20 protein-coding genes and 1 pseudogene are annotated in these 20,219 nt (G+C 71.7%); 16 read left to right on the top strand and 5 right to left on the bottom strand.

Annotation, left to right across the window (positions count from 1 at the left end; translation table 11 throughout):
* The first annotated feature begins 58 nt into the window (after positions 1-58).
* Positions 59-1,189 (top strand): sorbosone dehydrogenase family protein, encoded by a 1,131-nt coding sequence (locus KBY19_RS18285; protein ID WP_210966189.1) that lies wholly within the window; start codon positions 59-61, stop codon positions 1,187-1,189.
* On the opposite strand, the gene KBY19_RS18290 is transcribed toward KBY19_RS18285, so the two are convergent.
* Together KBY19_RS18290 and KBY19_RS18295 are read right to left on the bottom strand one after the other, a co-directional pair.
* The gene (locus tag KBY19_RS18290; RefSeq protein ID WP_210956356.1) at positions 1,186-2,217 is read right to left on the bottom strand and encodes a bile acid:sodium symporter family protein; all 1,032 of its coding nucleotides are present in this window, start codon (positions 2,215-2,217) and stop codon (positions 1,186-1,188) included. The genes KBY19_RS18285 and KBY19_RS18290 overlap by 4 nt on opposite strands.
* Positions 2,218-2,325: 108 nt before the next feature.
* The gene (locus KBY19_RS18295) at positions 2,326-3,210 is read right to left on the bottom strand and encodes a hypothetical protein (protein ID WP_210966190.1); all 885 of its coding nucleotides are present in this window, start codon (positions 3,208-3,210) and stop codon (positions 2,326-2,328) included.
* A 72-nt stretch (positions 3,211-3,282) separates the two neighbouring features.
* Between KBY19_RS18295 and KBY19_RS18300 the strand changes: the two genes are divergently transcribed.
* The 6 genes from KBY19_RS18300 to KBY19_RS18325 all read left to right on the top strand — a co-directional run bounded on the left by KBY19_RS18300 (position 3,283) and on the right by KBY19_RS18325 (position 9,852).
* Complete coding sequence (locus KBY19_RS18300; RefSeq protein WP_099886327.1) at positions 3,283-3,666, top strand: DUF488 domain-containing protein; 384 nt, start codon at positions 3,283-3,285, stop codon at positions 3,664-3,666.
* A gap of 264 nt (positions 3,667-3,930) precedes the next feature.
* Positions 3,931-5,370 carry an argininosuccinate lyase gene (argH, locus tag KBY19_RS18305; RefSeq protein WP_210956354.1) on the top strand — a complete coding sequence of 480 codons (1,440 nt, stop codon included), beginning with the start codon at positions 3,931-3,933 and terminating at the stop codon, positions 5,368-5,370.
* Between the two features lie 147 nt (positions 5,371-5,517).
* Positions 5,518-6,489 carry an aldo/keto reductase gene (locus KBY19_RS18310; RefSeq protein ID WP_210966191.1) on the top strand — a complete coding sequence of 324 codons (972 nt, stop codon included), beginning with the start codon at positions 5,518-5,520 and terminating at the stop codon, positions 6,487-6,489.
* A 110-nt stretch (positions 6,490-6,599) separates the two neighbouring features.
* The gene (locus tag KBY19_RS18315) at positions 6,600-7,715 is read left to right on the top strand and encodes an alpha/beta hydrolase (protein WP_307843548.1); all 1,116 of its coding nucleotides are present in this window, start codon (positions 6,600-6,602) and stop codon (positions 7,713-7,715) included.
* Positions 7,716-7,795: 80 nt separating this feature from the next.
* On the top strand, positions 7,796-8,347 hold the full coding sequence (locus KBY19_RS18320; protein ID WP_180289565.1) for a TetR/AcrR family transcriptional regulator: 552 nt from the start codon (positions 7,796-7,798) through the stop codon (positions 8,345-8,347).
* Positions 8,344-9,852 (top strand): MFS transporter, encoded by a 1,509-nt coding sequence (locus tag KBY19_RS18325; protein ID WP_210966192.1) that lies wholly within the window; start codon positions 8,344-8,346, stop codon positions 9,850-9,852. Before KBY19_RS18320 ends, KBY19_RS18325 begins: the two co-directional genes overlap by 4 nt.
* A gap of 21 nt (positions 9,853-9,873) precedes the next feature.
* Here KBY19_RS18325 and KBY19_RS18330 read toward each other — a convergent pair whose 3' ends face one another.
* The gene (locus KBY19_RS18330; protein ID WP_099878786.1) at positions 9,874-10,554 is read right to left on the bottom strand and encodes a 1-acyl-sn-glycerol-3-phosphate acyltransferase; all 681 of its coding nucleotides are present in this window, start codon (positions 10,552-10,554) and stop codon (positions 9,874-9,876) included.
* Positions 10,555-10,842: 288 nt separating this feature from the next.
* Between KBY19_RS18330 and KBY19_RS18335 the strand changes: the two genes are divergently transcribed.
* From KBY19_RS18335 to KBY19_RS18345, 3 genes are all read left to right on the top strand, one after another.
* Entirely contained in the window at positions 10,843-12,015 is a 1,173-nt protein-coding gene (locus KBY19_RS18335; RefSeq protein ID WP_099878784.1) for a glycerophosphodiester phosphodiesterase, read from the top strand.
* Between the two features lie 79 nt (positions 12,016-12,094).
* Positions 12,095-12,763: a sigma-70 family RNA polymerase sigma factor gene (locus KBY19_RS18340; RefSeq protein ID WP_307842550.1), complete on the top strand. Its 669-nt coding sequence runs from the start codon at positions 12,095-12,097 to the stop codon at positions 12,761-12,763.
* A complete protein-coding gene (locus tag KBY19_RS18345; protein WP_099878782.1) occupies positions 12,754-13,248 on the top strand; it encodes a GNAT family N-acetyltransferase in 495 nt (164 codons plus the stop codon). Before KBY19_RS18340 ends, KBY19_RS18345 begins: the two co-directional genes overlap by 10 nt.
* A gap of 128 nt (positions 13,249-13,376) precedes the next feature.
* On the opposite strand, the gene KBY19_RS18350 is transcribed toward KBY19_RS18345, so the two are convergent.
* Together KBY19_RS18350 and KBY19_RS18355 are read right to left on the bottom strand one after the other, a co-directional pair.
* Positions 13,377-13,808 carry a hypothetical protein gene (locus KBY19_RS18350; RefSeq protein WP_099878780.1) on the bottom strand — a complete coding sequence of 144 codons (432 nt, stop codon included), beginning with the start codon at positions 13,806-13,808 and terminating at the stop codon, positions 13,377-13,379.
* Complete coding sequence (locus KBY19_RS18355; protein ID WP_099878778.1) at positions 13,801-14,172, bottom strand: hypothetical protein; 372 nt, start codon at positions 14,170-14,172, stop codon at positions 13,801-13,803. The genes KBY19_RS18350 and KBY19_RS18355 overlap by 8 nt, the downstream gene beginning before the upstream one ends.
* Before the next feature lie 70 nt (positions 14,173-14,242).
* On the opposite strand from KBY19_RS18355, the gene KBY19_RS18360 reads away from it, so the two are divergent.
* From KBY19_RS18360 to cbiE, 6 genes and pseudogenes are all read left to right on the top strand, one after another.
* Positions 14,243-14,896, top strand: coding sequence for an HAD family hydrolase (locus KBY19_RS18360; RefSeq protein ID WP_210966193.1), 654 nt, complete (start codon positions 14,243-14,245; stop codon positions 14,894-14,896).
* Between the two features lie 489 nt (positions 14,897-15,385).
* Complete coding sequence (locus KBY19_RS18365; protein WP_099878774.1) at positions 15,386-16,468, top strand: methionine ABC transporter ATP-binding protein; 1,083 nt, start codon at positions 15,386-15,388, stop codon at positions 16,466-16,468.
* Positions 16,465-17,124 (top strand): annotated as a pseudogene (locus KBY19_RS36575) (methionine ABC transporter permease); the annotation flags it as partial. The gene KBY19_RS18365 and the pseudogene KBY19_RS36575, both read left to right, overlap by 4 nt.
* Positions 17,125-17,214: 90 nt before the next feature.
* Positions 17,215-17,994, top strand: a complete 780-nt coding sequence (locus KBY19_RS36580) for a MetQ/NlpA family ABC transporter substrate-binding protein (protein ID WP_247691126.1) — start codon at positions 17,215-17,217, stop codon at positions 17,992-17,994.
* Between the two features lie 142 nt (positions 17,995-18,136).
* Positions 18,137-18,823, top strand: coding sequence for a GNAT family N-acetyltransferase (locus KBY19_RS18375; protein ID WP_210966195.1), 687 nt, complete (start codon positions 18,137-18,139; stop codon positions 18,821-18,823).
* A gap of 102 nt (positions 18,824-18,925) precedes the next feature.
* Positions 18,926-20,170 (top strand): precorrin-6y C5,15-methyltransferase (decarboxylating) subunit CbiE, encoded by a 1,245-nt coding sequence (cbiE, locus tag KBY19_RS18380; RefSeq protein ID WP_210966196.1) that lies wholly within the window; start codon positions 18,926-18,928, stop codon positions 20,168-20,170.
* Positions 20,171-20,219 lie beyond the last annotated feature (49 nt).

Genomic DNA, 20,219 nt, shown 5'->3' on the forward strand with positions numbered 1-20,219 from the left:
TCCCACGGCCCCCTCGCAGCCGGGTGACGACGTGACCGCTGCTTCCAGGAGGATCAGGGTGAGATTTCGCAAACGCCCGGCGCTGGTCGGCACGCTCGTGCTGGCCGCCTCGCTCGCGTTATCCACGGCGTCCGCCGAAGACAGGACCGCGCCGCGACAGGCGGACGTGTCCCTCACGAAGGTCGCCGAGGCCAAGAACCCCATCGACGGAACGGCCGGTCCCGACGGCACCGTCTGGATCGCCGAACGGTCGGGCACGGTACGGGTCCTGGACGACAAGGGACTCGGCGACCCCGTCGTCGACATCACGGAGGAGACCACCGAGGAGGGTGAGCGAGGCCTCCTCGGCATCGCCTTCGACCCCGGTTTCGAGCATCTGTACCTCTCGTTCACCGATCTGCGGGGCGACAGCAGGCTCGACGAGTTCGCCGTCGAGAACGGCGAGGTGCAGCAAGCCAGCCGCCGCACCGTTCTCCAGCAGGAGCAGCCGTACGCGAACCACAACGGCGGCGACATCGCCTTCGGACCGGACGGCATGCTCTACGTCGCCTTCGGCGACGGCGGCAGCGCCAACGACCCGCAGGACAACGGGCAGAATCTCGACACGCTCCTCGGCAAGATGCTGCGCATCGACCCGGGCAAGGGCGACCCGTACGCCGTGCCCGAGGACAATCCGTTCGTCGGGAAGCCGGGTGCGCGCCCCGAGATCTGGGCGTACGGGCTGCGCAACCCGTGGCGGTTCTCCTTCGACTCGGCCACCGGTGATCTGCTGATCGGCGACGTCGGCCAGAACCGGCGCGAGGAGATCGACTGGGCGCCCGCCGACAGCGCGGGCGGCGAGAACTACGGCTGGGCCCGGATGGAGGGCACGCTGCCGGTGGCAGGTCAGGAGCCGGCGAACCATGTGCCGCCGGTCTTCGAGTACGACCGCGGCCCGGCACGCTGCTCGGTGACCGGGGGCCACGTCTACCGCGGCGACGCCCTCCCCGACCTGCGGGGCAAGTACCTGTTCTCCGACTACTGCGAAGGCGCTGTCCGCGCCCTGGAGATGAAGGACGGAAAGGTCACCGGCGAGACCGACCTCGGCGTCGACGGAGGGGAGGTCGTCTCCTTCGCCGAGGGCGGTGACCAGGAGCTCTACGCGCTGGCGCTGAGCGGGGAGATCTACCGGCTGGACCCGGCCGCTTAGCCGCCGGAGTCCTTCGGGCTCCCGGTTCCACCGGCGTCCTCGGGGGCGGCGGCCCGGTCGCGGTGACCGAACCACGCGGCGGCCATCGCTCCCGAGACGTTGTGCCACACCGAGAAGACGGCGGCGGGCAGTGCCGCGAGCGGGCTGAAGTGCGCCGTGGCCAGGGAGGCGGCAAGACCCGAGTTCTGCATACCGACCTCGAATGCCATGGCGCGGCCGGCCGGTTCGCCGAGCCGGGTCAGCCGCCCCACGGTGTAACCGATCGCCAGACCCAGGCCGTTGTGGAGTGCCACCGCCAGGAAGACCAGGGCGGCCGCCGACTTGATGGTGTCCGCGCTGCCGGCCACCACGATGGTGACGATGGCCGCGATGGTGACCGCGGACAGCCAGGGCAGGACCGGCAGTGCCCGCTCCACATGCCGCCCGGCGACCAGTCGCACCAGCAGTCCGCCCAGCACCGGCAGCAGCACCGTCTTGAGGATGTCGCCGAACATCGAACCGGTGTCCACCGGCAGGAACTCGCCCGCGAGGAACAGCGTGAGCGGCGGCGTCAGCAGCGGTGCGACCAGCGTGGAGACCGAGGTGACGGAGACCGAGAGGGCGACGTCACCGCGGGCCAGATAGGTGACGACGTTCGACGCCGTGCCGCCCGGCGAGCAGCCGACGAGGATCACACCGGCGGCCAGCTGCGGGGAGAGGTCCAGCGCCTGGGCGATCAGCCAGCCCAGTGACGGCATCACGAGGTACTGCGCAGCGAGCCCGAGCGCGACCGCCCAGGGCCGCCGCACGATGCCCCGGAAGTCCGGCACCGTCATGGTCAGTCCCATGCAGAACATCACGACGCCGAGCAGATACGGCACCGCTTCGGCCCCTCCCGTGAAGCTGCCGGGGCTCAGCAGTCCGAGCGCGCCCGCGAGCAGCACCAGGAGGGGGAAGAGGGTCACCGCGCGGCGGGCTCCGCGCTGCTCGGCTGCGGCCCCCGGGGAGTCGGGGGCGCCCGGCGAAGTGTTCTGGTGTTCGGTTCGCACCCGGAGAGAAAACGCCCTGGTAGGGCCGGTTGGCAAGGCCGTCTCGCGATGTGGCCGCCGCACGCCGCCCCGGCGGGCGCTCGCCGGGGCGGCGTGCGGCGGTCCCGCTCATCTGGGTCCGGGGGCCCGCACCGTGAGGATGCCCAGCGTGGACTGCGTGGGCAGCAGCCCGGATTCGATCACGGCGGTGAACGCCGGACGGTTCAGCTCGGCCAGCCGGGCGCAGCCGTCCTCGCCGAGGGCGCGGTACGGCGCCGCGGCCAGTTCGTCGGTGACGCGCTCCACCTCGTCCCGCACCTCGAGCCCGCGTTCGGTGGCGCCGCCCTCGGCGTCGAGCAGGCCGCGTTCCCTCAGCCGGTCGTGGGCCGCCGCCCACTCCTGCTCGCTCCAGCCGCGGGAGGCGAAGTTCGCGACCGGGGCCGCGCCGATTCCCGCGAAGGACACCAGCGCCTCGCAGCCGTCCAGCCCGGCGGCCTGCAAGGCCACCAGATGGCCGTCACCGCGGTGTTCCCGCAGGATGTTGGCCGCCTGCCACAGCACCAGGTGCGGTTCGGTGGGCCAGTCCAGCGCGGCGTTGGCGGCTGCCAGCGGGCGCCCGGCGAGAGCGGCGGCCTCGGCGGCGGTGCGGGCCAGTTCGGCGGCCTCGGCGAGACGGGGGTCCGCGATCCGGTCGCCGAGCATGGCGCGCAGCGTGGCGTCCACGCCCCGGGTGCGTGCGGCCAGGACCGCCTGGGGCGAGGCGGTCCGCCAGATGCCGGGAACGTGCTTGGCGACCGCGTGCGGGCTGAAGCTGTAGAAGGTCGCCGTCACCAACTGGGCCGTCGCCGCTCCGAGCGGAGCCGCGCGCAGGGCGAAGTAGGCGGGCCAGCGCTCGGTGGTGTCGTAGCCGAGGGCGTCGGCCTGGGCGGTGACCTCGGGGGAGAAGTAGACGGATGCGTAGACGGGTTCCAACTGGTGCCACGTCTGCCGCGCGAGACTCGGGAAGTCGGCCATGGCGGTACGCTAACGAGCAATGTGAACGCCGTCAACATGCGAAGGTCGCGGCACCGGCCGCACGCTGGCCTCATGGCTGCCGAGAAGAAGCTCAGTATTCGGGTCCGGCGCGTCTACGAGGCCCCGGACCCCGCCACGGACGGTGCCCGCGTCCTGGTGGACCGCGTCTGGCCGCGCGGGCTCTCGAAGCAGGACGCCGCGCTGGACGCCTGGCGCAAGGAGGTCGCGCCCAGCACGGAGCTGCGCAAGTGGTACGGGCACGACCCGGAACGCTTCGAGGAGTTCGCCGAGCGCTACCGCGGCGAACTCGCCACCCGGGAGGGGGAGCAGGCGATCGACGACCTCTTGCGGGCCGCGTCCGGCGCCGGGGTGCTCACCCTGCTGACCGCCGTCAAGGACCCGTCGATCGGTCACACCCGGGTGCTGGCCGAGGAGCTGGAGGGCCGCGCCTCGTAGGGGAGGGCCGGCGCCGGCGCGTCGCCATGTCGACAGCGCTGGTGGGTGGCAGGGGCGCACTGCCGGGCAGGGCCGGCTGCTCGGTGAATTGACGAATCATGCAGTCGAACGCATACTTATGCCATTCAGTGTATGCCCGTACGGGGAAGAAGATGCCGACGAGGCCGACCAGCACACGTAGGCTCGGGCCCCCGACTCCGACCGGACGGCGTCCGGGACGTGGCAGGGGCATCTCCACCACCAGACGAACAGGCACGCAATCCAGTGAGCAGCCACAACAGCAGTGACAGCGGGGACGTCCGCCTGTGGGGCGGACGCTTCGCCGACGGCCCGGCCGAGGCCCTCGAAAAGCTTTCCGCATCGGTCCACTTCGACTGGCGCCTGGCGCCGTACGACATCGCGGGCTCGCGAGCGCACGCCCGGGTCCTGCACAAGGCGGGTCTGCTCACCGAGGACGAGCTGCGGCAGATGATCGCCGGGCTCGACGCCCTGGAGCGGGACGTCGCCTCCGGTGACTTCCAGGGCACGATCGCCGACGAGGACGTGCACACCGCGCTGGAGCGCGGCCTGCTGGAGCGGCTGGGCAAGGACCTCGGTGGCAAGCTGCGCGCGGGCAGGTCCCGCAACGACCAGGTGGCCACCCTCTTCCGGATGTATCTGCGGGACCACGCCCGCGTCATCGGCGGGCTGCTGGCCGACCTCCAGGGCGCGCTCGTCGGCCTCGCCGAGGCGCACTCCGACGTGGCGATGCCCGGCCGCACCCACCTCCAGCACGCACAGCCCGTGCTGTTCTCGCACCACGTCCTGGCGCACGCCCAGGCGCTGGCACGGGACGCGGAGCGGCTGCGGCAGTGGGACGCGCGTACGGCGGTCTCCCCCTACGGGTCCGGAGCGCTGGCCGGGTCGTCGCTCGGCCTGGACCCGGAGGCCGTCGCCGCCGATCTGGGCTTCGAGGGCGGCAGCGCGGCCAACTCCATCGACGGGACGGCCTCGCGCGACTTCGTCGCGGAGTTCGCGTTCGTCACCGCGATGATCGGTGTCGACATCTCCAAGATCGCCGAGGAGGTCATCATCTGGAACACGAAGGAGTTCTCCTTCGTCACCCTGGACGACGCCTTCTCGACCGGCTCCTCGATCATGCCGCAGAAGAAGAACCCGGACATCGCCGAGCTGGCACGCGGCAAGTCCGGCCGGCTGATCGGCAATCTGACGGGGCTCATGGCGACGCTCAAGGCGCTGCCGCTCGCCTACAACCGGGACCTCCAGGAGGACAAGGAGCCGGTCTTCGACTCCATCGACCAACTGGAACTGCTGCTGCCCGCGTTCACCGGCATGATGGCGACGCTGACCGTGCACGGCGACCGGATGGCCGAGTTGGCGCCCGCCGGCTTCTCGCTGGCCACCGATGTGGCCGAGTGGCTGGTCAAGCGGGGGGTTCCGTTCCGGGTCGCGCACGAGGTGGCGGGTGCCTGTGTGCAGGAGTGCGAGCGTGCGGGCATCGAACTGGACCAGCTCACCGACGAGCAGTTCGCCGCGCTCTCCCCGCACCTCACCCCGGAGGTCCGCGAGGTGCTGAACGTACCGGGCGCGCTGGCGGCCCGGGACGGCAAGGGCGGCACAGCGCCCTCCGCCGTGGCCGCGCAGCTGGCCGACTTCCGCGCCGATCTGGACCGGCAGCGCGAGTGGGCGGACGCCAAGCGCTGACGCCGGCCCTCACGCCCTCAGGGGCGCCGGGCCTGGTCGACACCGCCGGCCCTCACGCCGAGGTACGGGTACCAGGTGGCGCCCGGCGAGTACGGTGGTGCGGCACAAGAGCCGCACCGCCGCACGCACCATGGCCGGGAGATGCCGATGCCTTTCACCCGTCTCGCTTCTGCCACCACGCCGACGGTCCACCTCGGTCTCGGGCTTGCCGCCGTCGGCCGCCCCGCGTACCTCACCCTCGGCAGGGAGGCGGAGCTGCCCACCGAGCGCACCCCCGAGGCGATGCGCACCCGGACGCACGAACTCCTGGACGCCGCCTACGCGCAGGGCGTGCGCTACTTCGACGTGGCGCGCTCCTACGGGCGGGCCGAGGAGTTCCTGGCGGCCTGGCTGAGTGAGCACCCCGAGATCGACGACGTCGTCGTCGGCAGCAAGTGGGGCTACACCTATGTGGGGGAGTGGCGCACGGACGCCGAGGTGCACGAGGTCAAGGACCACTCCCTGGCGGCGTTCGAGCGGCAGCTGGCCGAGAGCCGGGAACTGCTCGGTGAGCGGCTCGACCTCTACCAGATCCACTCCGTCACCCCGGACAGCCCCGCACTGACCGACAGCGCGCTGCACGAGCGGCTGGCCCGGCTGGCCGGCGAGGGCGTCACGGTCGGCTTCAGTACCAGCGGCCCCGCACAGGCCGACGCCATCCGCGCGGCGCTGGCGGTCACCGTGGACGGCGAGCGGCTCTTCCGCACCGTGCAGAGCACCTACAACCTGCTGGAGACCTCGGCGGCCGGGGCGCTGGCCGAGGCGCACGAGGCGGGACTGACGGTGATCGTCAAGGAGGCGATGGCCAACGGACGGCTGGCGGGGGGTCAGGAGCCCCGCGATCTGCACCTGGTGGCGCAGGCGGCGGGCACCACGCCGGACGCGGTGGCGCTGGCCGCGGTACTGCGGCAGCCCTGGGCGGGTGTCGTCCTTTCGGGCGCGGCCACCGTCGGGGCGCTGCACGCCAACCTGCTGGCCACGGCGGTCGAGCTGGACGAGGCCCAACTGGCCCTGCTGTCCGACCTGGTGGAGGAGCCGGACGTGTACTGGCGGCGCCGCTCGGAGCTGCCCTGGGAGTGAAGCAGCAGGTCACCACGGCAGCGGGTCGGCCGAGGTGCGGATTTCGTTGCATGAGCCACCGGTTCCGGGGCAGGTGGTCCTGCGTACATTGAGACCCGGGAGACCGAGAAGTGAAAAAAGTATCGACAGCCGCAGTGGCCCTCACCCTTTCCGTCGCAGCAGTCGCGGGCGGGATCGGGTTCACCGCCGGAGCATCGCAGGCGGAAGCCACCAAGAAGCCGAAGCCCGTCGTCCAGGACGCGTTCGACCCGCTCGGCCCGCCGATGCACCAACTGCGGCACGCGGGCCGCACCGTGCACTACAGCGACACCGGTGAGAAGGGCGGCACCCCCGTCCTCTTCCTGGGCGGCACGGGGACCACGGCCCGCGTTTCGGGGATGACGGAGTTCCTGCGCACGACCCGGCAGAAGCTGGGGCTGCGGCTGGTCTCCGTCGAACGCAACGGGTTCGGTGACACCGAGTTCGATCCGGGCCTGGGGTTCGCGGACTACACCTCGGACGTGCGTGCCGTCCTCGACAAGCTCGGCGTCCGCAAGGCGCCCGTCGTCGCGATCTCCGGTGGCGGCCCCTACGCCGCGCACTTCGCCGCCGCCGCGCCCGAGCGGGTCTCCTCCCTCCACCTGGCGGCGGCGCTTCCGCCCTACGGCGACAAGCCCTCGTACTGCGGCAAGAGCGACAAGGAGCTCAAGGCGTACTTCCGGGAGCAGATCCGCGACCCGCGCAAGTGGTGGGCGTTTCCTGAGGACAGCCCCGTGCGTCGCATCCCCGGCTTCACGGACACGGCGGAGGAGGACGGGGCCCGCTCGTACTATCTGCGCGGCCAGTTGGGCGACCCCTCGGCACAGGTGCACGAGCAGAAGCTGTACTGCCGGCGCCCCGGCCCCGACCTGTCACACGTCAAGGCGCCCGCCTACGTCTACACCGGCACGAAGGACACCGCCGTCCGAGGTGTCGCCCGCGACCCAGGCCCGCTGGAAGGAGGCGCTGCCCCAAAAGCCGGTGACGCGCAGCTACGACGACAGCGGACACGACGTGCAGTACCGCCACTGGGACCAGATACTGCTGGACATGGCCGGTTACGCGGACCGTACAGCGGTGTGCACCGGTCAGGGAACGAAGAAGCGCACCCGTGTGCTCCGGGAGGACGAAGCCGAGCGCGCCCTGGAGCGCGGTGCGACGCAGGGGAGCTGCGCCTGGCGCTGAGCGTCCGCCCGGCCCCTCGATGATGCGCCCCGTCGCCCGGTGCGGCGGGGCGTCATTACTCGCGCGTGAGACATGCATGTCTCATCTGCGGTACGATTGTCTCATGAGCCTGGACCGGGAAGAGCTGCTGAGCACCGCCGCCGATGTGCTGACGCGGCGGCCGACCTCCTCGATGGACGACATCGCCAAGGCGGCGGGCATCAGCCGGGCGACGCTGCACCGGCACTTCGCCGGCCGTGAAGCGCTCGTCCGCGCGCTCGAACAGCTCGGCCTGCGCCACCTCGACGCGGCGCTGGACGCGGCCCGCACCCAGGAAGGTGACGCCGCCGACGCGGTTCGGCGCCTGATCACCGAGACCGAACCGCTCGCCGGCTTCCTCGGCTTCCTCGTCACCGAGAACCAGCTGTTCGAACCCGGCGAACAGCACCCGGGCTGGACCCGGATCGACGAGCGCATCAGCGCCCTCTTCCAGCGCGGCCAGCGCGAGGGCGCCTTTCGAATAGACCTGTCCCCGGCCTGGCTGACCGAGGCCCTCTACGCGCTGATCACCGCATCGGCCTGGGCGGTCCAGGACGGCAGGGTCGCGGCCCGCGACTCGGTACGGATGACCGCCGAGCTGCTGCTCGGTGGCGTACGCCGGAGCAGTGAGGAATGAGCAGCCAGACCGTCGCCCCCACCCCCACCCGGCTGCGCTGGCTCGCCCTCGGGGTGCTGGTGCTGGCCGTGCTGCTGGTCGGCATCGACGTCACCGTCCTCGGCCTGGCGGCGCCCTTCCTCAGCGAGGACCTGCGGCCCTCCGGCACCCAGCTGCTGTGGATCGGCGACGTCTACTCCTTCGTCATCGCCGGGCTGCTGGTCTCCATGGGCAGCCTCGGCGACCGGATCGGCCGCAAGAAGCTGCTGCTGGTCGGCTCGGCGGCGTTCGGCGCCCTGTCGGTGCTGACCGCCTACGCGCACAGCGCCGAGGCGATGATCCTGTGGCGGGCACTGATGGGCGTGGCGGGCGCCACCTTGATGCCCGCCACCCTCGCGCTGATCCGCAACATCTTCCCCGACCCGCGGGAGCGCAGCCTGGCGGTCGGTGTCTGGGGCGCCATGACGGCCGCGGGCACCGCCGTCGGCCCCGTCGTCGGCGGGTTCCTGCTGGAGCACTACTGGTGGGGATCGGTCTTCCTGATCAACGTTCCGGTGATGGCCGTGCTGGTGCTGCTCGGCAGCAAGCTGCTGCCCGAGTCCAAGAACCCGGCGCCGGGCCCGTGGGATCTGCCGAGCGTCGGCCTGTCGATGGTCGGCCTCATCGCCGTCGTCTACGCCGTCAAGGAAGCCGCGGCCTACGGTTTCCGCTGGGACGCCGCGGCGGCGGCCGTCGTCGGCCTGACGGCGCTGTACGCCTTCGTACGGCGGCAACTGCGGCTGCCCGCTCCACTGCTGGACATGCGGCTGTTCGCCCATCGCGGTTTCAGCGGCGCCGTCCTCGCCGACCTGCTGACCATCCTCGGGCTGTCCGGACTGGTCTTCTTCCTCTCCCAGTTCCTCCAGATGGTGCAGGAGCGCACCCCGTTGCAGGCCGGCCTCGCCGAACTGCCCGCCGCGATCGGCTCGATCGTCGCCGGACTGCTCGCGGGGCGGGTCGCCCGCCGCACCTCCGTGCGGGGCGCGGTCTCCGGCGGGCTCGCCGCCGTGGGGCTGGCCCTGGGCGCCTGCGTGTGGCTGCAGACGACGACCAGCTATCTGCTGCTGGGCAGCGTGCTGCTGGTCGTGGGCGTGGGTGCGGGACTGGCCTTCACGGTGACCGCCGATGTGATCCTCTCGACCGTGCCGAAGGAGCAGGCCGGCGCCGCCTCCGCGGTCTCGGAGACCGCCTACGAGTTGGGGGCCGCGCTGGGCATCGCCCTGCTGGGGTCGGTCGTGACGGGCCTCTACCGCTCCTTCGAGACCCCCTCAGGCGTTCCGGAGGGCTCCGCGGAGCACGCCCGGCAGTCGCTGGGCGAGGCCGTGCAGACGGCGCACGCCCTGCCGTCGGCGCCGGGCGGGGAGTTGCTGGCCGCCGCGCGCGACAGCTTCACGGAGGGCCTGCGGTACGGCGCCGGTGCCGGAGCCCTCGTGCTGCTGGCCGCCGCGGCACTGGCCTGGCGGCTGCTGCGCGGGCAGCGCCTGTAGGGGCGTCGGACGCGGCGTTCCTCAGGCCGCCTTCGCCTTCGTGGCGTAGACGTCCACGTACTCCTGACCGGACAGGCGCATCACATCGCTCATGACCTCGTCGGTCACCGCGCGGAGCACATAGCGGTCGCGGTCCATGCCCTCGTACCGGGAGAAGTCCAGCGGCTCGCCGAAGCGCACCGTGATCCGCCGGCCGCCACCGATCCTGGGAAGCCCCTTGCCGCCCGGCTGCACCTCGTCCGTGCCGATCATCGCGAACGGCACCACCGGGGCGCCTGTCATCAGGGCGAGCCGGGCGATGCCCGTACGGCCGCGGTAGAGCCGGCCGTCGGGGGAGCGGGTGCCCTCGGGGTAGATGGCGAAGAGGTTGCCCTCCTCCAGCACCCGGCGGCCGGTCATCAGCGCGGCGACGCCACCGCGTCCGCCGTCCCGGTCGACGGGGATCATGCCGACGCCGGTGAAGAACCACGCCATCAGCCGGCCCTTGAGGCTCTTGCCGGTGACGTACTCGTCCTTGCCGATGAAGAAGACCTGCCGGGTGGTGACCAGCGGCAGCACCATCGAGTCGATGAAGGTGAGGTGGTTGCCCGCCAGGATCACGGGACCCGAGCCAGGGATACGTTCGGCCCCTTCGACCTGCGGCCGGAACAGCACGCGAAGAAGCGGGCCGAGCACTGCCTTGATCAGCCGGAAACGGGACAACGGACCCTCCGCCCAAGTCGAATATGGCCGTGCACCCGGTCGATGCGCACGGACGCGCAGATGAGGACGATACTCGCAGCTACGGGTACCCGGTACACCGGGTTGCTTGCACCGTTACGGGGAATTGACGCGGTTTACCTCCGTATTGCTCCGTTCCTCGTCGTCGACTCACCCGTGTTTCCGCCGTGTTCGCACGCACGTCTCCCCGGCGCCGCCCCGCCGGTCCTACGATCGGCCCGACGTGTGGCAGGGGCCGGACTTCGGCGCCACCGGAGAAGGGGAGAGCGCATGGGACAGGAGCAGCAGCCGGGCCGCAGAACCGTGCTCGGAGCGGCGGCGGTGCTGGGCGCGGCGGGCACGGGCGCGGTCGCGCTCGGCGGGGGCACCGCGCAGGCCGCGGAGCGCTCGTCGGTCCGCACCGACGGGCGCGGGAGGGGTCACCGGGGCCTGCCCACGCCGGCCGTCGTCGCGCACCGCGGGGCCAGCGGCTACCGCCCCGAGCACACCCTGGGCTCCTACCAGCTCGCCCTCGACATGGGCGCCGACATCATCGAGCAGGACCTCGTGCCCACCAAGGACGGCCACCTCGTGTGCCGGCACGAGAACGACATCACCGCCACCACCGACGTGGCCGACCACCCCGAGTTCGCGTCCCGCAGGACCACCAAGGCGGTGGACGGCAAGAAGCTCACCGGCTGGTTCACCGAGGACTTCACCCTCAAGGAGCTCAAGACGCTGCGCGCCAAGGAGCGCATCCCGCAGCAGCGTCAGCACAACACCCTCTACAACGGCCGCTGGGAGGTGCCCAGCTTCGCCGAGGTCCTGGAGTGGGCCGAGAAGCAGGGCAGGCGGCGAGGCCGTCCGGTATGGCTCCATATCGAGACAAAACACCCCACCTACTTCCGCAAGCTGGGCCTCGGGCTGGAGAAGCCGCTGGCCAAGCTGCTGCGCCGGTACGGCCGGCACAAGGCGCACGCGCCCAATTTCCTGCAGTCCTTCGAGCCCAGCAGCATCCAGAAGCTGAGCAAGCTGGTGGACTGCCCCCTCGTCGTCCTGCTGTCCGGCCCCACCTCGCGGCCGTGGGACTTCGTGGAAGCGGGCGATCCGCGCACCGTCGCCGATCTGGTCGAGCCCGAGGGGCTGAAGTGGATCTCAGGCTTCGCGCAGGGCATCGGGCCCACCCTCGACCTGATCATCCCCCGGAAGCCGGACGGCTCCCTCGGTGAGGAGACGACCCTGGTGCGGGACGCGCATGCGCGGAAGCTGGTGCTGCACCCGTACACCATGCGCAACGAGAACACCTTCCTGCCCGCGGACTTCCGCGTGGGCGACGACCCGAACGCGTACGGCGACGCGTTCGGCGCCTTCAAGCGCTACTTCGCCACGGGCATCGACGGCCTCTTCTCGGACAACTGCGACACGGCGCTGCTGGCGGCGGCGGACTTCCGCGACGACCGCTGACCGATATCCGCCGCCCCCCGCACGAGTGACGCGCCGCCCGTACCGCAACCGCGGGCGGGCGGCGCGCGTGCAGTGGCGTATGGACGAACCCTCCCTGGCGGATCCGGGCCTGCGGGCGCTGCTGTACGCCGAGTGCGCCGCCGAGGCCGCCGCCCGCTGCGGGGTGGACGCCGAGGATCTGCGGCAGGGCGTCTGGCTGCGCTGGCTGGAGCGGCTGGGGGAGGGCGGCGGACCGCCCGCCGAGCCCGCCGCCTGGCTGGGCGCCGCCGTACGCGCCGAGGCCCGCGCGGCAGCCGGCAGTCGGCGCGAGGTGCCGCTGGCCACGGAGCCCGCGCCCCGCGTACCCCGGCAGCGGCGGGTCACCGCGACCGACGGCACCGGTGACCCGGCCAGCGACACCGAGGCGCCGCTGCTGGCCGCCGAGCGGCACCGCGAACTGGCCGCGGCCGTCTCCCTGCTGCCGGGGCGCTGCCCCGCCCTGCTGCGGGCACTGCTGTCCCGGGAAGAGCCCACATACCCGCAAATCGCCCGTGAGTTGGGAATGTCACAGGGGGCGCTGGGCCCGCTGCGTTCCCGCTGTCTGGAATGCCTGCGCAGAATGCTCGCGGCAAAGGTTCCACCACCCGGCCTCAGGGGAAGGGTGCGAGAGGCAACCGGCGTCACCAGGGCAGACTGCACGGACACGGCACCCTCACTCTCCCGTGCCCGTGCGCACACAATTTGGGGAGGCATGCGCACATGGGCATGAGCGTGACCATCTCTGCGGCGGACGAGCGCGACGCCGAACAGATACTGAAGCTGCAGTACCTCTGCTTCCAGAGCGAGGCGGAGCTGTACGGCGACTACCGCATCGAGCCCCTCGTCCAGACGCTGGACGAGCTGCGGACCGAACTGGCCGAGGGCTGCGTGGTCGTGGCCCGGCTGGGCGAGGAGGTCGTCGGCACCGTGCGCGGCATGGTCGACGCCGAGGGCACCGCGCGGATCGGCCGGCTGTGTGTGCACCCCCGCCTCCAGCGGCACGGGCTGGGCGGCCGGCTGCTCGCCGCCGTCGAGTCCCGTCTCGCCGACCGGTTCGCGCCCAAGCGCTACCACCTGGTGACCGGCAGCCGCAGCGAGGGCAACCTGCGGCTCTACCGGCGGCTGGGCTACACCCCCGTGGGCACCGAGCGCGACCGCCGGGTGACCCTGGTCGCGCTGGCCAAGGACGCCACCGAGTACGCGACCAGCGCTTAGGTCCGCTCCCGGGCTGCCCCTGGCTGTGCGTCGCAGGCTACGGGTGTTCCCCCAGCCTTCGGCCGAGGTGCCCCCAGGCTGGTCGCGCCCATGCGGCGGAGCCGCATATCAGCACAGACCCGCGCCCCTTACGGGGCGCGGTTGGCCCGCAGCCACCACAGACCGGTCAGGGGCAGGGCGACCGGGATGAAGAGGTAGCCCATCCCGTAGTCCGACCAGACGGTGGCGTCCGGGAAGGCGGAGGGCTCGACCAAGGTCCAGGTGCCCACCGTGAGGACACCGAACAGCTCCAGCGCGCAGCAGGTGAGGGCGGCCTTCCGAGCGCCCTCACCGCCTCGGACGAGCGAGAGCGTGATGAACGCGTACACCACCGCGGCGATCGCCGAGAGGATGTAGGCCAGCGGCGCCTCGTGGAAGCGGGTGGACAGCTGGACGATGGAACGCGACGCCGCGCCCACCGTGAAGATCCCGTACAGCGTCACCAGGAGCTTGCCGGGGCCGGTGTTGATGCCCGCGCGCCGGGGCGCGGGGACGGTTTCCGAGTGCGTGGGCTCAGCCACCCGTGCCGCCTCCCCAGATGTCGTGGAGCCGCACCTGGAGCACGGCCAGCACCACGGCGCCGGCGACCACCGTCAGTGAGCCCCACTTGGTGCGTTCCGTCAGTGAGATCAGTCCCACCACCGGCAGGCAGGCGACGACGCCGACCAGGTAGGAGAAGAAGATCAGTGAGCCCTCGGCCGCGGTCTGGCCTCGGGCCGCCTGCACGATGCCGACCACCAGCTGCGCCAGCGCCAGCACGGTCACCACGGCCATGCCGATGAAGTGCCAGTCCTTGGTGGGCTGGTCGCGGTAGGCCGCCCAGCCGCACCACGCGGCCAGCACGAGCGCGGCCACGGCGAGCGTGACGGTGAGCGGGGTGAGCATGTGAAGGAGTCTAAAAGGGCGCCCGGGCCCGCCGACGCGCGCCCCCGGGGGCCCACGTACGCTGCCCGGCATGAAGTTCGAAGCCCCCGTGACCTTGCTGTTCGACAACGACGGCACCCTGCTCTCCTCCATGGACTCCGTGCTGAGCTGCTGGACGAGGTGGGCGCGGGAGTACGGGATCAGCGACGAGGACTTCGCCGCCGTCGAGCTGCACGGCCGGCCGGCCGCCGACATCGTCGGCGACCTGCTGCCCGCCGAGCTGATACCCGAGGCGCTGGCCCGGATCGAGCGGCTGGAGGTCGAGGACGTGCCGCGGGGCGGTGTCGTCCCGCTGCCCGGTACCGCCGAACTGCTGGCCTCGCTCCCGGAGGGAAGCTGGGCCGTGGTGACCTCGGCCACCCGCGAGCTGGCCGAGGCCCGACTGCGTGCCGTGGGTATCGAGGCGCCGCTGGTCATCGCCGCCGACGACATCACCCGCGGCAAGCCCGGCCCGGAGCCGTATCTGCTGGCGGCCGAGAAGCTGGGCGCCGACCCGGCACGGTGTGTGGTCTTCGAGGACGCCCCCGCGGGACTGGAGGCGGGCCGCAGCGCCGGTATGCGCACCGTGGGCTTGGCCACAACCCATCGGCGCGACCAGCTGCGTGCCGATGTGGTGGTGGAGCATCTGGGGTCGGTGACGGCCCAGGTCGACGCCTCGGGTGTGACGGTCGTCGCAGCGGACTGAGCGGACCGTGGCGCGCCGCGGTGCTGTCCATTTCGCTGTCCGGAATGCGGACAGGGTTCTCCGTACCGTCCGCCTCATCTGATTTACTGAGCCCCATGAACACGACGAGCTGCCGCATGCTTGCGACCGAGGCGACCTGGACGCCCGGTGCTCGTTGTATGCCTGTGCGCGCCTGGCCGTCGCGGACCGCGCGGCGAATGTGTGCCCGCTGAGGGCCCCCGCCTGAGCTGACCGAGGCGACTCGCGCCCCGAAGCGAGTCACGAGCCCGCGCACCGAGCACCGCGAACAGAGCCCCTCCGCCGCTGGAGCCCTCCCGGCGCAGCCCCCGGCTTCGGCCGGGGATGCCCAAGGGACCCGGGGGAGAACGCACCCACGCGTGAGCGAACACCGCAGCCGTGGATCGACTCTGCCCGCACCGCCGCGGAACGCGCCGCGCCTGCCTCGACGGCACCGTAAGCGCTCATCCCACCGACACCACGGATGTTTCTGTGATCACGACAAAGGACCTCACAAAGGTCTACCGCACGCGGGACCGCGAGGTCACCGCACTGGACGGCGTCGACCTCCACGTCCATGAAGGCGAGGTCTTCGGCGTCGTCGGCCAGAGCGGCGCCGGGAAGTCCTCGCTCATCCGCTGCGTCAACCTCCTGGAGCGCCCCACCTCCGGCACCGTCACCGTCGACGGCCAGGAACTCACCGCCCTCGCCGGCAACGGCAAGCGGGCGGGCAAGGAGCTGCGGGCGGCACGCGGCCGGATCGGCATGGTCTTCCAGCACTTCAACCTGCTGTCCTCGCGCTCCGTGCTCGGCAACGTCGAACTGCCGCTGGAGATCCTCGGCCACTCCGGCCAGGAGCGCACCCGCAAGGCGCATGAACTGCTCGACCTGGTCGGCCTCGCCGACAAGGCCAAGGCGTACCCCGCGCAGCTCTCCGGCGGCCAGAAGCAGCGGGTCGGCATCGCGCGGGCCCTCGCGGGCGACCCGAAGGTGCTGCTCTCCGACGAGGCGACCTCCGCGCTCGACCCGGAGACCACCCGCTCCGTCCTCCAGCTGCTGCGCGACCTCAAGGAACAGCTGGGGCTGACCGTGCTGCTGATCACGCACGAGATGGACGTGGTCAAGGCCGTCTGCGACTCCGCCGCGCTGATGAAGAACGGCCGTATCACCGAGTCCGGCACCGTGCCCGAACTGCTGGCCACGCCCGGCTCCGAGCTGGCCCGCGAGCTCTTCCCGGTCGGCGGGGTGCCCTCGGCTCCCGGCCGCACCGTCGTCGACGTCACCTTCCACGGGGAGACGACGACCGAACCGGTGATCTCCAAGCTGTCGCGGACCTACAACGTCGACATCTCCATCCTGGGCGCCGCCATGGACACCGTCGCGGGCAAGCAGGTCGGCCGGATGCGGATCGAGCTGCCCGGCAGCTTCGAGGACAACGTGGTGCCGATCGGCTTCCTGCGCGAGCAGGGCCTGACCGTGGACGTGGCCGCCGTCGCACGGGACGACGCGCCGGACACCGGGGGAACCGACGCCGCCGACAGCGCCGCCGGTCTCGTCAAGGAGGGCGCCAAGTGACCTGGTCGGAAATACAGCCGCTGCTGACCCAGGGGTTCTGGGACACCCTCTACATGGTCGGCTGGTCCGCGCTCGTCGCGCTGCTCGGCGGCCTGCCCCTCGGGGTGCTGCTCGTCCTGACCGACAAGGGCGGGATGTTGCACAACGCCCCCGTCAACAAGGTCGTCGGCGCCGTCGTGAACGTCGGCAGGTCGCTGCCCTTCATCATCCTGCTGATCGCGCTGATCCCCTTCACCCGCCTGGTCGTCGGCCAGTCCGTCGGCTCGACCGCCGCCATCGTGCCGCTGGCCATCGGCGCCATCCCGTTCTTCGCCCGGCTGGTGGAGACCGCGGTCCGCGAGGTCGACCGGGGGCTGGTCGAGGCCGTGCAGGCGATGGGCGGCGGCACCCCCACCGTCGTCTTCAAGGCGCTGCTCCCACAGGCGCTGCCCTCCCTGGTGGCGGGACTGACCACGACCGTGATCGTGCTGATCGGCTACTCGGCGATGGCCGGCACCGTCGGTGGCGGCGGTCTCGGATCGGTGGCCGTGCAGTACGGCTACCAGCGCTTCGAGACCAGCGTCATGGTCGCCACGGTCGTCGCACTGATCGTCATCGTCACCGCCGTGCAGCTGATCGGTGACGCCGTCGTACGGCTGCTCACCGCGGGCCGGGGCGGCGCGGGCGGCGAGGGAGCAGCGGGCAGGTGGCCGGCCCGGCTGGGCCGTGGCCGCACCGTCGGCGTCGCCGCGGCTGTCGTCGTCCCGCTGGCGCTGATCGGCTACGGCATCGGGCAGGGTGGCGAGGACAAGCAGACGCTCACGATCGCCGCCTCGCCCACCCCGCACGCGGAGATCCTGGAGTACGTCGAGAAGAACCTCGCCGAGAAGGAGGGGCTCAAGCTCGACATCCGCAAGTTCAACGACTACGTGGTGCCGAACACGGCCACCGAGAGCGGCGAGGTCGACGCCAACTTCTTCCAGCACAAGCCCTACCTCGACGACTTCAACAAGAAGCAGCACACCCACATCGAGCCGGTCGTCAACGTCGAGCTGGAGCCGCTGGGCCTCTACTCCAAGAAGGAGAAGAGCCTCAAGGGCATCGGGTCCGGTGACACCGTCGCCGTCCCCAACGACAGCACCAACGAGGGCCGCTCCCTCCACCTGCTGGACGAGCACGGCCTGATCGAGCTGAAGCCGGGTGCCGGTCAGGAGGCCACCCTCGGCGACATCGCCGACACCAAGGGCCTGAAGTTCAAGGAGTTGGAGGCCGCGGCGGTGCCGCGCGCGCTCGACGACGTGGACGCCGCCGTCGTCAACGGCAACTACGCCGTCGACGCCGGCCTCAACCCGGCCAAGGACGCCCTGGTCGCGGAGGAGGCCGAGGGCAACCCCTACGCCAACTTCCTCGCGGTCAAGGACGGCAACCAGGACGACCCGCGGATCAAGAAGCTGGCCAAGCTCCTCAACTCCGAGCAGGTGAAGGAGTTCATCGAGGACAAATACCAGGGGGCCATCGAGCCGGTCTTCGGTCCTGTGGGATCGTGAAACCCACGACCTGATCCGGGGAAAGTCCCCGTGTCGACAAGTCTCTGATCAGCGCCGGGCCGCACCCGCGAGGGAGGGCCCGGCGCTGCACATCCCGGTGCCGATGCTGCATGCTGTGCACCCCGACGTGTAGGAGCGGCGCATGACCTCGACCTTCCCGGACATCTCGATCAGCACGGACCGGCTCGTGCTGCGCCCGTTCGAGGAAGCGGACGTCCCCGCGCTCACCGAGATGATGGCCGACGACCAGATCACCGCCTGGATGGCGGCGCCGGTGCCCTACACCGAGGCCGAGGCCCGGAACTTCGTCGCCCGCCGCGCCCCGGCCCGGCGCACCTCGGGTGACGGCATCGTCTTCGCCGTCACCGAAATGCTCACCGAGCGCCTGGTCGGACTGGTCGAGCTGCACGGCGCCGACTGGCGGGTGCTCTCCGTCCACGTCGCGTACGCCACCGCCTCCTGGGCCCGCGGCGAGGGCTACGCCTCCGAGTCGCTGACGGCCGTCGCCCAATGGCTCTTCCAGGACCAGAAGTTCGAGCGCCTGGAGATCCGCACGGCGGCCGACAACACCGCGGCGCAGCAGGTCGCCCAGAAGCTCGGCTGCATCAGTGAGGGCGTGCTGCGCAACGCGTGGATAGCCCGTACCCGCACCGAGAACTGGGGCCCCTCCCGGACCGAGGCCCAAGGAGGCTGGGCGGACATCCGTACCGACCTGATCGTCTGGAGCCTGCTCCCCGAAGACCTCGACGGTGCCTTCGAGGGCGCCTTCGACCAGTCGGCCGAAGCCGGTGGCTACGCGCCCTACCCCGGCTGGCCCCAGCGGCACTGACCGCCGCGCTGCCCGGGTGCCGGGGCTGACACGCCGCCGCAGGGGGTACGCTCAGTGGGCCCCGACCTGCGATGAGCACAGACCAGCCAGGAGACACCCACCATGGCCGACCGCGTCACCGTGATCGGGTGGGACGGTTCGCCGCTGACCGACGCCGCCCGCTCGGCACTCGCAGCGGCCACCCTCGTCGCCGGAGCCGCGCACCATCTCGCCCTTCCGGAGGTTCCGCCGCGGGCCGAACGCATCCGGCTCGGCAGCACCTCCCTCGCGGCGCGCCGTATCGCGCGCCACCGCGGCTCGGCCGTCGTCCTCGCTGACGGCGACCCCGGCTTCTTCGGCGTCGTACGGACCCTGCGCGCGCCCGAGCACGGCCTGGAGGTCGAGGTCGTACCCGCCGTCTCCGCCGTCGCCGCGGCCTTCGCACGCGCCGGGATGCCGTGGGACGACGCCCAACTGGTCGTCGCCAACAGCCGCAGCCTGCGCCGTGCGGTCAACGTCTGCCGCGCCCACAACAAGGTCGCCGTGCTCACCTCGCCCGGTGCCGGGCCCGCCGAACTCGCCCTGCTGCTGACCGGAGTCCACCGCACCTTCGTCATCTGCGAGGCGCTGGGCACCGAGCGCGAACAGGTCACCGTCCTCACCTCCGACAAGGTCGCCGACCACACCTGGCGCGACCCGAACGTCGTCATCGTCGTCGGCGGTACGGGAGCCGGCGCCGAGACCGGCACCACCCAGGGCAGCGGCTGGATCGCGGGCCACGAGGTCGGGTACCCGCCCGCCGTGCGCGGCTGGGCGCTGCCGGCGGTCGAGTACACGGGTGAGCCGGCAGAGGGCAGCGGCGGCGCGCCCCGGGCCGGCGAGTCGGCGCAGTTGCGTGCCGCGCAACTCGCCTGGCTGGGCCCCCGGATCGGCGACCTGGTGTGGGACATCGGCGCGGGCAGCGGAGCTCTCGCCGTGGAGGCGGCGCGGTTCGGCGCCGCCGTCATCGCCGTCGACAGCGACGCCGACGCCTGCGCCCGCATCTACGCGGCGGCCCGGCGGTTCGGCGTCCAGTTGGAGACCGTGCACGGCGTCGCCCCGCACATCCTGGAGGACCTGCCCGAGCCCGACGTGGTGCGGGTCGGAGGCGGGGGAGCGGTCACCATCACCGCTGTCGCCGACCGCCGCCCCACGCGCATCGTCACCCACGCCATCACCAGAGATGAGGCAGAGGCGGTCGGAAGGGCGCTCGGGGAGCGGGGTTACGCCGTCGAGTGCGCCCTGCTCCAGTCCGTGGAACTGGAGACCGCCGCCTGGACGGAGACCGAACGCTCCGTTGTCTTCCTGCTGTCGGCCGTCCGGAACTGAACCTCTGTGACGTCGTGCGTGACGAACCCCGACGAAGTGCGCTTTCTCT

This window comes from Streptomyces sp. B15 (assembly GCF_018070605.1).
Taxonomy (GTDB): Bacteria; Actinomycetota; Actinomycetes; order Streptomycetales; family Streptomycetaceae; genus Streptomyces; species Streptomyces smyrnaeus.